This is a genomic window from Micromonospora sp. BRA006-A (assembly GCF_033433935.1).
GTDB classification, from domain to species: Bacteria; Actinomycetota; Actinomycetes; order Mycobacteriales; family Micromonosporaceae; genus Micromonospora; species Micromonospora aurantiaca.
Genome location: NZ_JANCLW010000001.1, coordinates 6535809 through 6548178 on the forward strand (window position 1 = coordinate 6535809; position 12370 = coordinate 6548178).

General features: G+C 71.8%; 12 protein-coding genes and 2 tRNA genes. 8 read left to right on the forward strand and 6 right to left on the reverse strand.

Annotation, left to right across the window (positions count from 1 at the left end):
• Positions 1 to 5: 5 nt before the first annotated feature.
• Entirely contained in the window at positions 6 to 998 is a 993-nt protein-coding gene (locus tag NMK34_RS29920) for a P1 family peptidase (RefSeq protein ID WP_318336462.1), read from the forward strand.
• Positions 999 to 1173: 175 nt separating this feature from the next.
• On the forward strand, positions 1174 to 1878 hold the full coding sequence (locus NMK34_RS29925; RefSeq protein ID WP_318336117.1) for an excalibur calcium-binding domain-containing protein: 705 nt from the start codon (positions 1174 to 1176) through the stop codon (positions 1876 to 1878).
• Positions 1879 to 1919: 41 nt separating this feature from the next.
• Here the strand turns inward: NMK34_RS29925 and NMK34_RS29930 are convergent, their stop codons facing one another.
• Positions 1920 to 2297, reverse strand: a complete 378-nt coding sequence (locus tag NMK34_RS29930) for a helix-turn-helix domain-containing protein (RefSeq protein WP_318336118.1) — start codon at positions 2295 to 2297, stop codon at positions 1920 to 1922.
• Between the two features lie 78 nt (positions 2298 to 2375).
• Here NMK34_RS29930 and NMK34_RS29935 point away from each other — a divergent pair, with 78 nt between their 5' ends.
• From NMK34_RS29935 to NMK34_RS29945, 3 genes are all read left to right on the forward strand, one after another.
• Positions 2376 to 2786 carry a RidA family protein gene (locus tag NMK34_RS29935; protein ID WP_318336119.1) on the forward strand — a complete coding sequence of 137 codons (411 nt, stop codon included), beginning with the start codon at positions 2376 to 2378 and terminating at the stop codon, positions 2784 to 2786.
• 379 nt (positions 2787 to 3165) lie between these two features.
• Positions 3166 to 3711 (forward strand): hypothetical protein, encoded by a 546-nt coding sequence (locus NMK34_RS29940; RefSeq protein WP_318336120.1) that lies wholly within the window; start codon positions 3166 to 3168, stop codon positions 3709 to 3711.
• Positions 3712 to 3868: 157 nt separating this feature from the next.
• Entirely contained in the window at positions 3869 to 4180 is a 312-nt protein-coding gene (locus NMK34_RS29945; RefSeq protein WP_318336121.1) for a hypothetical protein, read from the forward strand.
• A 263-nt stretch (positions 4181 to 4443) separates the two neighbouring features.
• Here the strand turns inward: NMK34_RS29945 and NMK34_RS29950 are convergent, their stop codons facing one another.
• From NMK34_RS29950 to NMK34_RS29960, 3 genes are all read right to left on the reverse strand, one after another.
• Positions 4444 to 5496, reverse strand: coding sequence for a polysaccharide deacetylase family protein (locus NMK34_RS29950; RefSeq protein WP_318336122.1), 1053 nt, complete (start codon positions 5494 to 5496; stop codon positions 4444 to 4446).
• 274 nt (positions 5497 to 5770) lie between these two features.
• Positions 5771 to 5843: transfer RNA gene (locus NMK34_RS29955), tRNA-Arg, on the reverse strand.
• A gap of 36 nt (positions 5844 to 5879) precedes the next feature.
• Positions 5880 to 5970: transfer RNA gene (locus NMK34_RS29960), tRNA-Ser, on the reverse strand.
• Positions 5971 to 6449: 479 nt separating this feature from the next.
• On the opposite strand from NMK34_RS29960, the gene NMK34_RS29965 reads away from it, so the two are divergent.
• The gene (locus tag NMK34_RS29965; RefSeq protein WP_318336123.1) at positions 6450 to 7544 is read left to right on the forward strand and encodes a hypothetical protein; all 1095 of its coding nucleotides are present in this window, start codon (positions 6450 to 6452) and stop codon (positions 7542 to 7544) included.
• Positions 7545 to 7644: 100 nt separating this feature from the next.
• On the opposite strand, the gene NMK34_RS29970 is transcribed toward NMK34_RS29965, so the two are convergent.
• On the reverse strand, positions 7645 to 8418 hold the full coding sequence (locus NMK34_RS29970) for a CPBP family intramembrane glutamic endopeptidase (RefSeq protein ID WP_318336124.1): 774 nt from the start codon (positions 8416 to 8418) through the stop codon (positions 7645 to 7647).
• A gap of 122 nt (positions 8419 to 8540) precedes the next feature.
• On the opposite strand from NMK34_RS29970, the gene NMK34_RS29975 reads away from it, so the two are divergent.
• A complete protein-coding gene (locus tag NMK34_RS29975; protein ID WP_318336125.1) occupies positions 8541 to 9662 on the forward strand; it encodes a globin domain-containing protein in 1122 nt (373 codons plus the stop codon).
• 68 nt (positions 9663 to 9730) lie between these two features.
• Here the strand turns inward: NMK34_RS29975 and NMK34_RS29980 are convergent, their stop codons facing one another.
• Entirely contained in the window at positions 9731 to 11263 is a 1533-nt protein-coding gene (locus NMK34_RS29980) for a peptide deformylase (RefSeq protein ID WP_318336126.1), read from the reverse strand.
• Positions 11264 to 11584: 321 nt separating this feature from the next.
• Between NMK34_RS29980 and NMK34_RS29985 the strand changes: the two genes are divergently transcribed.
• Positions 11585 to 12367 (forward strand): hypothetical protein, encoded by a 783-nt coding sequence (locus tag NMK34_RS29985; RefSeq protein ID WP_318336463.1) that lies wholly within the window; start codon positions 11585 to 11587, stop codon positions 12365 to 12367.
• Positions 12368 to 12370: the final 3 nt, after the last annotated feature.

Genomic DNA, 12370 nt, shown 5'->3' on the forward strand with positions numbered 1-12370 from the left:
GGTCGCTGCCGACCGGGCCACACAACGCGATCACCGACGTCCCCGGCGTCCTGGTGGGTCACACCACCGTCGACGACGGCGCCGACCTGCACACCGGCGTCACCGTGATCGTGCCGAGCGGGCTCGGCCCCGGACGGTGGACGCTGCCCGCAGCGGTGTACGCCGGCAACGGCCACGGGAAGCTCGTCGGCTCGACGCAGGTGGACGAACTCGGCGTACTGGAGTCCCCGGTCGTGCTGACCGCCACGCTGTCGGTGTTCCGGGCGGCGGACGCGCTGCTCGGGCACCTGATGGAGCGCCGGCCGGACGGGCTGTCGTTCAACCCGCTGGTCGGTGAGACGAACGACGGGCACCTGTCGGACATCCGCCGCCGCCCCATCACGGAGGAACACGTCCTGTCCGCCGTCTCCCGGGCGAGCGGCGGACTCCCCGCCGAAGGCTGCGTCGGCGCCGGTACCGGCACCACCGCCCTGGGCTACAAGGCGGGCATCGGCACCTCGTCCCGCACGGTCCGGACCGCCGGCCACACACGGACGGTCGGGGCGCTGGTCCAGTCCAACTTCGGTGGCGTCCTCACCGCGCTCGGCGTACCGCTACCCGTCGACGAGCTGGTCCCGGCCGCCGACCGGACCGAGCCGCCCGGCAACTCGTGCATGATCGTGGTGGTGACCGACGTACCCCTGGACGCGCGCCAGCTCCGCCGGCTCGCCCGTCGGGCCGTGTTCGCGATGGCCCGGGTGGGCGCGTCGTTCAGCAACACTAGCGGGGACTACGCGATCGCGTTCACCACGTCGGATCAGCAGCCGATCCCGGACGACGCGATCGATCCGGTGTTCGCCGGCGTGCTGGACGCGGTGGAGGAGGCGCTGCTCAACTCGCTGTTCACCGCCGTCACCACGACTGGTGTGGGCGGGCGTACCAGTCACGCGGTTCCGCACCGGGCCGCCGTCGAGCGGCTGGCGGCAGCGGGACGGCTGACGACCCGGCCGTACGCCTGATCCACCGCGCCTCTCCCCGTCGGCCGTTCGGCGAGGCGCCGAGTCCGATCATCCGCCGCATCGATGCCGATGTTCCGGCCGACGCCGACCGTTTCGTCGCTTATCACGCCGGTAAGGGCCGGTCTGTCGGCTCAGCGACACTGCGGGCCGGACGCGTCGCTCCACACTGCCCGCTGTGACCGAACTCCCTCCCCCGAACCCGTGGCACGGGCAGGGCCCGCCGCCACCACCCCATCAGCCCGGCATGCCGTTCGCACCACCGCCACGGCCGTCATGGTGGAGCCGCCAGCCCGCCGCGATCAAGGTGCTCCTCGTCAGCGGCGTCGCGGTCCTCACCTGCTGCGGCGGGCTGCTCGGCATCGGCATCGCCGCCGGCCCCGCCACCGAACCGGACAAGGCACCGGAGAAGGCGGTCGCCCAGGAGGTGCCGGCAGTGGCGGCGCCCACCACCACGGCCCCCGCGCCCGAGGTCAGCACCGTGTCGCCCGAGCCGTCGCCGTCACCGACCACGGCCGCGCCGCCCACCGCGAAGCCCGCGTCGAAGCCGACCCCGCGCAAGACCACGAAGCCCGCCGTCTACTACAAGAACTGCGATGCCGTACGCGCAGCCGGCAAGGCGCCGTTGCGGCGCGGCCAGCCGGGGTACCGGACCGGGCTGGATCGTGACCTCGACGGCGAGGCGTGTGAGCCGGGTGGCGGCAACGGTGACTCCGGCGGCGGCAGTTCGGGCGGCGGCAGTTCGGGCGGCGGCGGCAACGACCCGCGCTTCGGCACCTGCAAGGAGGCGAACGCCAACGGGTACGGGCCGTACAAGCAGGGCAAGGATCCGGAGTACTACTGGTACATCGACCGGGACAACGACGGCATGGTCTGCGAGTGACACGCGACGCCGGGGCGGACCGGACGGTGCCGCCCCGGTGGTCACTCCAGCTCGTCGTCGAATGCCCTGCGGGCGCGCTCGATCTGCGCCATGTGGGCGTCGGCCCAGTCGAGCAGGACGTCGACCGGTGCACGCAGCGTCTTGCCCAGCGGGGTGATCCGGTACTCGACCGCGACCGGGCGCGTCGCCACGACCTGACGTTCGACGATGCCGTTGCGTTCGAGTCGCCGCAGCGTCGCCGTCAACGACTTCTGTGTCACCGCCGGAATGGCGCGGCGCAGCTCGTTGAAGCGGCACGGACGCTCGCACAGCTCGTTCAGGACGCTCAGCGACCACTTGTCCAGCACCTGATCGAGCAGTTCGCGATGCGGTGCGTCGATGCGCAGCTCGGCGGCACCGGGGGTGGCGGTATCGCTCATGAAACCAGGTCTCCTTGAAGTGTCCTCCGTCAACTAGGTATCAATGGTAAACCTCAGTTGCCCAGTGGAGGAGCACCGATGTCCGTCACCCGTTTCAGCCCTGCCGGTCTCCAGCCGAACACGCCGTACCACCACGTGGCAGTGGCCACCGGATCACGCCACATCCACGTCAGCGGCCAGGTCGCACGACTGGGCGACGGCTCACCCGTCGCCACCGGGAACCTGGCCGGTCAGGTCGCGCAGGTGCTGCGCAACACCGGCCGCGCCCTCGCCGGCGCGGACTCGTCGTTCGAGGACGTGGTCCGGCTGACCTTCTACGTCACCGACTGGACGCCCGAGAAGATCAGGCCGTTCATGGCCGGGATCGAGTCGGTCGCCGCGGAACTCGGGCTGCCGCAGCCGCTTCCGCCCGCGTCGCTGATCGGTGTCGATCACCTCTTCGAGCCCGGCGTGCTGGTGGAGTTGGAGGCGACAGCGATCGCGCAGTGAGCACCTTTCTGCTCGACGCACATCACATCCATCGTCATTCGCGCATCCACGGAACGAGTCCCTCCCTCGGGTAGATCCACCACCACAGGAGGCACGCGGGTGGCCAGTAGGTCACGGCGGCGACGGCGAGATACCAGGGACGCGATCCGTCGAGCAATCCGCGGTAGTCGTGGGCGTCGGCCCAGCCGTGCACGGCCCAACTCCACAGCGCACAGCCGGCAAGGAGAGCGAGGGACCAGCCAATCCGTGCGGAATTCCCGGGTCTCCGCCCGCGCCGTCGGTCCGGCGCCTCTCGCGCACGCCACGCCACGCGTACATCATGATCCTGCCTTGCAAGGCCACCGGCTCCGCGCGGGGCGGTCAGCCGACGTGACGGGGAGTGGAGGCCATGATCCGGCGGAATGACCCGCTCGCCCTGTTGGCGATCGCCATGGGCACGGCGGCCGGCGCCTTCGTCCTCGTAACGCCCTCCCGCATCCCTCATACCCCACAGACGCTGCTGATGGGTCTCACGCTGATCGGCACGCTCGTACTGCTCATGTACCTCGCGGGGCCGGCTGCCTTCGTAGCGGTGACCCGCACGCACGTCGTCGTGGGCAACCCGCTCGTCAGGTACCGCGTTCCACGGTCACTGGTCGACGGGGTCAGGATCGACGGGTTCGACATCGAGCTGCAGGTCTCGGGGCACGCGCCCATTCCGATTGCCGCCCTGACCCCGGGCGTGGGTGGCCACAACCGACTGCGTCCCGGGGATTACCAGACGCGCTTGAACAAGATCGCGGCGCTCTTGAACCACACGCCGGCGACGCTCGTAGCCGGCACGATGACGCGCCGGTACCGGCATGTGCACCTCGTCCTCTTGGCGGTGGACGTGCTGGCTCTGATCGGGATGGTGCTCTCCATCAGCACCGACCCCCTCGCGTAGATGTACGGCGCCGGAAGCGTCGGCCCGACCGGCCCACGGTCACGTGCCGTCGTCTGGGAAGCCGGCCCGTCGATCTTCATGGATGATGGGAGCGGGATGTCGCAGGGCTGGGAACTGGACGACAGGCAGGCGTTGACCTCGGTGGCGGTGGAGGCTGGTGCAGCGCTGGGACGCCGACTCCGGCGCGAAACCGGGCGACCCGCTGCACCACGGTGCCCATCCGATGTATGCGGCGGCCACTGCCGACATCGAGGGCCGCTGCCTGCTCGGCGTCTGCGGTGCGGACCAGACGCTGCGAATCCGGGACATCGTGACGGCCGAACCGCCGGCCCAGGTTCCGGTGGGCCAAACCGTCCGATCCCTGTCGATGGCCGCAACCGGCGAGAGACTGCTGGCGATGATGCACGGCGACATCGCCGGCGACGCGGAACGCCTGGCGGATTCCATGGCTGCGCTGTGGGACGTATGAGCCGCAGAGCGGGTCAGGCAGCCGCTACAGCTCAGCGACCGCGCTGACGTCGCCGTGCTCGGCGTGCTGAACGGCCGGGCGGTGCTCGTCCAGGGCCTGGACGTCGGCGCCGACGACGGGCACGAGGGCGAGGCCGACGGTAACGACGACGACATCGCCCCATCGTGAACGCCGCGATGGGGCGATGCCCGGACGTCAAGTCCGCCGCTTTCGACCGAGCCCAGCCCTGGGCCGTTTCCGGTGGCCTGGGCAGGCCACCGGGATCAGCCCGTGGTGCAGGAACGGATCTGAGGTCTGGCGCTGCTGTTGCCGTTCATCATCGTGGTGAAGCCGAAGGTGTTGCCGCTGCCGTTGGACCGCATCGTCATCACGTAACCGGTGCTGTCCCAACTGGGGGAGCCGTTCCAGGTGGTGGAGACCCGCTGCGGCGGCGTCAGAGCCACGACCACGGTCCAGTTGCCGGCCCCCTGAACCGTCACCGAGGTGTTGTACCGGTCACCCCAGACGTTGGGGGTCGTCGCCGTCGCCGTGCACCCGCCGCTGGGAGGCGGGGTGGTCGGCGTGCCGGTCGGCGGCGGAGTGGTCGGCGGCGGAGTGCCGTCCGGGGCCACGGCTCGGCCGGTGCTCGGGGAGATCATGCCCGGGCAGAGGTTGCGGCTGGTCAGGTTGGCCATGATCTGCGGAATGGCGTCACGGGTGTTCTGAATGCCGTCATGCATCAGGATCACCTGGCCGGCCTGGAGGCGGCCGGCGTTGGAGACGATCTGGCTGACGCTGGCGCCGTTCCAGTCCTGGGAGTCGACGTCCCAGATCACCTGGCGCAGGCCGAGCGACGCGGCGACCGACTGGAGGGTCGAGTTGGTCTCCCCGTAGGGCGGGCGGAACAACTGCGGCCGGACGCCGGTCGCCGACTGGATCGCCGAGTTGGTCTGGGAGAGGTCCGACTGCATCTGGCTCTGGCTCATCGAGGTCATGTGCGCGTGGTTCCAACTGTGGTTGGCCACCCACATGCCCGCGTCGACCTGGGCTCGCGCGGCGGACGGGTTGCTCTGCACGTTCTGCCCGACGTTGAACATGGTCGCCCGTACGCCGTTCGCGCGCAGCACGGACAGCAGTGCGCTGGTGCTGCCGGTCGGCCCGTCGTCGAAGGTGAGACCCACGTAGCCGTTGCAGGTGGCGGCGCTGGAGGGAGTGGCGGCCACCGCGAGACCGGCGGCACTGAGCACCACAGTGGAGGCGAGCACTGCCAACCGGAAGGTGAGACGCGATGTTCGGGGGGCGGGCGGGCGGCGGGAGCCGCCGATGCTGGCGTACATGCGCAGGTCCTCCTTGGGACGGGTGACACCTGACGACGCATGGCTTAATCGACAGAGATTGATGCCAACGCGTTCGGAGTATCGCAGCGGCGTTTCGAACACGTCAACGATTTTCCGGAAGTTTTCCGGAACAGACCGGCCACACCTCGTGGGGCTGGCTGAGCACGGCGGGCGCGGCCATCAGCCGGCACGCGGCGCACTGGTCGGCACCAACCCGCAGAAACGATCAAGGCCGTGACCCGCGTTTCCGCGGGTCACGGCCTTGATCGTGAAGTGCGCCCGAAGGGACTCGAACCCCTAACCTTCTGATCCGTAGTCAGATGCTCTATCCGTTGAGCTACGGGCGCTTGGTGCTCGGCCAGTCTACACAACCGGCTTTCGCGCGGAGACTCCGGGATTCGAACCCGGGAGGGGCTTTAAGACCCCAACCGCATTAGCAGTGCGGCGCCATAGACCAGACTAGGCGAAGTCTCCCTGGTGACCCCGAGGTCACCGCGCCCGAGGATACAGGCCCGCACCCGCCCGGGGCAAAGCGGATACCGGGACCGGCCCCCGCCACCGCGTTTCCGTCGTGTGCCGGATCACGTCCACGGCTACGCTCCATCGATATGCAGGAGCAGCCGCCGAGCGATCCGCCCCGTCGCGAGCCCGCAGCCAAGGCCCGGCGGAGCCGCTCCCCACGACCGACGTTCAACCCACCGGCGCCGGACCCCGCTGCGGAGAACGCGACGAGCGACACACCGGCGCCCCGGCGTCCGCGCCGGTCCGCGCCCACAGTCGTCTTCCAGCCGCCGACGCCGGCCGCCGCCGCACCGCCGGCGCCGCACCCGCGTCCGGCCGCCGACCCTTCGCCAGCCGATCCGGGTACGCCCGGCGAGCGGGCCACCCCGGAGGCTTCCACGACTACTTCGGGTACGACTGCCGCACAACCTCCGCCGAGCGCCGGGGAGGGCATGGCCCCGACCGATGAGAGGCCTGTCACGGCGGAACAGGATCAAGCCATCGACCCTCCGACAGCGCCGGGCGCACCACCGGCCGGGGCAGAGGCGCCGAAACGGACCCGCCGCGCTCCCGCCGCCAAGAAGGCGGCCCCGGTCGCCAAGAAGGCCGCCCCGGTCGCGAAGAAAGCAGCCCCGGCGGTCAAGAAGGCCGCCCGGAAGGCGTCGCCCCCGAAGCGGGAGACGGCGAGCCTGGCGACGGCGAGTGCGGCAGAGGCGAGCCCGGCCGAGCCGTCGGCACCCACCACCGCATCGACCCCGGAGCCGCCGACCGTGCAGCAGGCCGAGCAGACCGCAGAACACGAAGCGCCACCGACCGAGGTCACCCCCGCCGAGACCACGACACTTCACGCGGAGCAGTCCGCCGAGACGACGCACGGCACGGTCGTCGAGCGGGCCCCCTCACCACCTGACGTCACGCGTACCCCGGTGGAGGGCTGGCGGGCGGTGGGGCCGCAGCTGCGGGACCACCCCGGGTTCGCGCCGGAGCTGCTGGCCCTGGCGGCGGTCGACGCGCTCGGGCCGCGGGCCTCGGCCTGGGCGGAGCAGGTCCGTCGGGCCTACCCGGAGGCGGACGCCGACGGGGTGGCCCGGCTGGCGACGCGGCGGTTCGTCCGGATGGCCGGTACGGGTGGGGCGCTGGCGGCGGGCGCCGGGTTGTTCGCGCCGGTCGCGGAGCTGGCATCGGTGCTGTGGACGCAGGCGAACCTGGTGCTGCATCTGGCGGCGGCGTACGGGCGGGATCCGGCGCATCCGGATCGGGCGGCCGAGCTGCTGGTGCTCACGCTGGTGCACCCGGACGACGGCACCGCGCGGGCGGCGCTCGAGGCGGCTCGGGCTGCCGATGCTCCGGCGGAGGGTCCGTGGGGGCGGGTGGCGGAGGCGGCCTGGCGGCTGGCCACGCCGGTGGCCGCGCAGGCGGGCGGCTGGCTCGGGCTGCGGTTGGCCGCCCGGTTGCTGCCCGGTGCGGCGGCGCTGGCGGCCGCGACCGGCGGTACGGCAGCCGCGGAGCGCCTCGCCGCGCGGGCGGTCGCCCGGTATCGGGTGTGATCGACACCGGTTCGGCGAGCTGGCGTGGTCAGGCGGGGCCCGATGCCGCCACTTCCCCGACCTGGCGGCGGACGGAACGCGTGCCGGGCCGGCAGCCGGATCAGAGCCAGTCGAACCAGGACTTCGGCAGCATCGCGTAGCCGACGAACGCGAAGATGTCGAGCAGCGTGTGCGCGACGATCAGCGGGGCGACCCGGCGGGTGCGCAGGTAGAACAGCCCGAAGATCACGCCCATCACGGCGTTGCCGACGAACGCGCCGAAGCCCTGGTAGAGGTGGTAGGAGCCGCGCAGCAGCGCGCTCGTGGCGAGCACCGCGCCGATCCGCCAGTTGAGCTGCCGCAGCCGGGTGATCAGGTAGCCGACCACGATCACCTCCTCCAGCACGGCGTTCTGCACGGCGGCGAGGATCAGCACCGGCACCGTCCACCAGAGGTCCGGCAGCGCGGCCGGGACCAGCGTGGCGTTGAGGCCGAGCTGCGCCGCCGCCCAGAACAGCGCCAGCCCGGGCAGGCCGATGAGCGCGGTCAGGCCCGCGCCCCGGGCCAGGTCCGAGCCGGGCCGGCGGAAGTCGACGCCGAGCGTCCGTGCCGGGTCGCCCGGGTCGCGCGCCAGCAGGTGTACGGCGAGCAACACCGGCAGCAGCGCGAAGACGACCCCGAGCAGCTGGTACGTGAGGTCGAGGTACGGCCGGGCCGACGCGGAGGTGTTCAGCGCGGCGGTCTGCTTGGACAGTCCGCCGGTCGCGGTCAGCTTGGCGATCAGCGACACGAGCGCGTACACGGCCGACTGGCCGAGGGACAGACCGAGCACGAGCAGCGTCTCGGTGCCCAGCATCCGGCGGGAGACCGGACGGGCCAGCTCGTCAACCGTCACCGGACCATGAAAGCACTTCGGCGACCGGGCCGGACGGTCGCACAGCCTGTGCGACCGGCATACACGCTCCGTGGACATTCTATGCGGGCCGATCCGCCCGTACGGAGAAGGAGCGTGCCCCTGTGGAGAACTTCGCGCGGCTGCTGAAGGAGAGCTGGACCCTGGTCGAGGAGCACCGGGAGCGGCTCAGCGGTCACTTCTACGCCCGGCTGTTCCTCCTCGACCCGGAGCTGCGCAAGCTCTTCCCGGTGCAGATGAACGGCCAGGGGGACCGCATCCTGGAGGCCATCGTCACCGCGACCCAGACGGTGGGCGACCCGGAGAGCTTCGACGAGTACCTGCGGGCGCTGGGCCGGGACCACCGCAAGTATCACGTGGCGGCCGAGCACTACGCGACGATGGGCGTCGCACTGCTCGACGCGCTGCGCAGCACCGCCGGGGACGGCTGGAACCTGGAGTACGACCAGGCGTGGCGGGAGGCGTACGCGGGCATCAGCGAGCGGATGCTGGCCGGCGCGGAGGCGGACGAGAACCCGCCGTACTGGCACGCCGAGGTGCTCACGCACGAGCGGCACGGCCCGGACACCGCGGTGCTGACCGTCCGCGCGCTCCAGGATCCGCTGCCCTGGCGCGCCGGGCAGTACGTCAGCGTGGAGGTGCCCCGTTATCACCCGCGGGTGTGGCGGACGTACTCGGTGGCGAACGCGCCGAACGAGGAGAACGTGCTGGAGTTCCACGTGCGGACGCCACCAGGGGCGGCGGGTTGGGTGTCCGGGGCGCTGGTGCGCCGTACCAAGCCGGGTGACCTGCTGCGGGTGGCCGCGCCGATGGGCTCGATGACGCTTGATCCGGAGTCCACCCGGGACGTCCTCTGCGTGGCCGGCGGCGTCGGCCTGGCCCCGATCAAGGCGCTGGTGGAGGAGCTGACCCGGGTCAACCGCACGCGCTGGGTGCACGTCTTCTACGGCGCGCGCCGCCCGGATGAGCTGTACGGGCTGCCCGGCCTGGAGGACCTCGTCGCGTCCCACCCGTGGTTGTCGGTGACGCCGGCGTGCAGCGAGGACCCGGACTTCGGTGGCGAACTCGGCGACGTCTCCGAGGTGGTCACCAGGTACGGCCCGTGGACCACGCACGACTGCTACGTCTCCGGCTCGGCCGCCATGGTCCGGGCCACCCTGCGGGCGCTCGCCGCCGACGACGTCCCGCCCGACCACATCCGGTACGACACGTTCGGCAACCTCTGAACCTTGCTCCCCCCGAGCCGGGTCGCGTGCCCCCGCCCCCTGGGGCACGCGACCCGGCCCCCCGTTTCTCAGTAACGCCAGGGGGTGCCTGTCTCGCGGTACTCCTCCACCGGCACCAGCGGCACGCCGGGTGCCATCCGGTCGACGTACAGCCGCCCCTCCAGGTGGTCGATCTCGTGTGCGACCAGCCGCGCCATCGCGTACTCGAAGGACGTGATCACCCGACTGCCGTCCCACAGGGCGTGTTCCACGTCGATCCGCAGCGGCCGGGGCACCAGGCCGCGGTGGTCGAAGAAGGACAGGCAACCCTCGTACTGCTCGTCGGTCTCCGCGGCGGCGTCCACCACCCGGGGGTTGAGCAGCACCACCGGATCGGCCGCCCGGTCGGCTGGGCGCACGAGCGCCGCGGACCAGCCGATGCCGAGCTGAGGCGCGGCGAGGCCGACGCCCTTGCTGAACGGGTGCAGCTCGTCCAGGCGAACCAGCATCGCGGCGAGCCGATCCATCACCTGCCGGGCGTGCGCTTCGTCGGCCGGCAGGTCGAACTGGCGGGCCCGCTGCCGCAGCAGGTCGTCGCCGCGCTGCACGATGCCCACTGCCCGCATCCGGTCGCTGGCCCGCACCCGGGTGCCGCCGGTGGGCGCGCTGTCCGGTTCGGCGTCCGGCTCGGGGCTGCGGAACCGCCACTGCATCCGGTAGCGGGCGTTCAGCGGCGGGTCGTCGGTCCCCCAGTCGAAGACCACGCGGCCGCCGTCCACCGCACGCTGGATCGGGGTACGCAGCGGCCCCTCCTCCGCCGACAGTGAGGTCTCCGCACCCCACACCTTCGGGTCGAGGTCCGCGGGCAGGTCGAGCCGCACCGCCAGGTGCCGGGTGGGCAGGCGTACGGCCCGCTGGAACCAGGGGCCCCACTTGTCCCGGCCGACGCGGTACGCGTACTCGATGGTGACCCGGTCCCCGGGGTAGAGCGGGAAGCGTCCCTCGTCGTTCTCGAACAGCAGCCAGATCTCCTTGAACGCGTCCCGGTCGTGCTTGGCCCGCCAGTGCATCGGCTCGCGTCCGTTGCCGTCGTCCCGGTACGCGGTGAGTTGCAGCTCGGCGAAGGTGAGCGGGTGTTCCCGGTGGTGCCGGTTGGAGCGGCCGGGGTCGTTGGGGTAGCGGTCGACGGCGACCCGGACCAGGTAGCGGGTGACCGGTTCGGTGCCGGCGTTGTACAGCTCCCGCCGGATCGCGCAGTGGTAGCCGTCACCGGTGTGGGTGAGCGTCGCGACCTCCCGTTCCACCACGAGGCCGGTCCCCGGGGGCAGCCACTGGCCGGGGACGGGCGGGTCGCGGTGGGCCACGCCGGCGCGGCCGTGCCGCAGCTCGTCGTACTCCCGGAAGCGCTGCCAGATCGCGCCGCTGGCCTCCAGGACGGCCTCGGCACGGCGGGCGAAGTCCTCTGTGGGCCGGTGCCGGCGCCCTTCGACGTGGCTGACGTAGGACGGGTCGAAGCCCATCATCGTGGCCAGTTGCTTCTTGGACAGCCCTCGGCCGGTCCGGTGCCGGGCGAGTTCGGCCGCGAACGAGTCGGCGGCACGCTCGATCGGTGAGGTCGTCATCAGCTTCCTCGTACGCGGGAAGACCATTTTCACGTTGAGTGGCCGAACGTGTACGGAAACTGCCTCGTATTCGACACTCACCTTGACTTTTCAGCGGCGTACATCGATCCTTATGCCGTCTGCCGCCGGTTCTCCGGCGGCGTTTTCCGTCTCCGAGGCCGGGTAGTACCCGACGGCCGTGGAGTGACGGGGACCTCCCCGCGATACCGCGGCACCTCTTCCCCTCCCGCCGGGAGGGTGGTTAGGCTAGCCTTAGCTTGGGTCGACGGCAGGCGCCGACCGCAGGGCGACAGGACAGGGGACGGCCAGGTGACTGCGGTGATGCCGGGGCGCGACGCCGCCACCCCGCTCGCCCCGGTCACAGCGACCCTGCGCGCCATGTTCGGCACCGACGACCTGCCCGGGCTCGCGCCCGGCCTGCTGGTGCACGACGAGCTGGACCGCTGGTCCCCTGCCACCCGGCTGATCGACGGGACGCTGCTGTCCGAGTTCCTGACCGCCGCCGGCCGCCGCTGGGGCGGCACCCCGCACGCCTGTGCCGCGCTGGCCTGGAAGTCCTACAGCTACTGGACCGCGCTGCCCGCCGTGCTCGGCTGGGCGTCCGCCCGCCGGGTGCCGCTGCTCGACCCGGCGGACGTGCTCGTGCACTTCGAGGACCACCACCAGCTCCTCACGCTGGGGCTGCGCGCCTCCACCCCGGTGGCGGTGCTGCCGAGCGACCCGCTGGCGCTCGCCGGCGCTCCGGGCGTACTGGTGGTCCCGGACGAGGCGGCGCTGCTCGGCGCGCTGCGCGCGTCCCTGCTCGACGCCCACTTCGCGCCGCTGATCGGCGCCATCCAGGGCGAGGTCCGGATCGGCACCCGTACGCTGCTCGGCTCGGTGGCCTCCGGCATCGCCCACGGCGTCCTGCGCGCGTCGGACGCGCTGCCCGGCTCGGCCACCGCGGCCGTCGGCACGCTGCTCGGCGCGCTCGACCTGAGCGACCTGGTCGAGCTGGTGCCCGGCCCGGCCGGTGAACCGACGGTGCAGCGGCGCACCTGCTGCCTGGCGTTCACGCTGCCCCGGCCCAAGGTGTGCCAGGGCTGCTGCGTCCGCCAGGCCTGACCG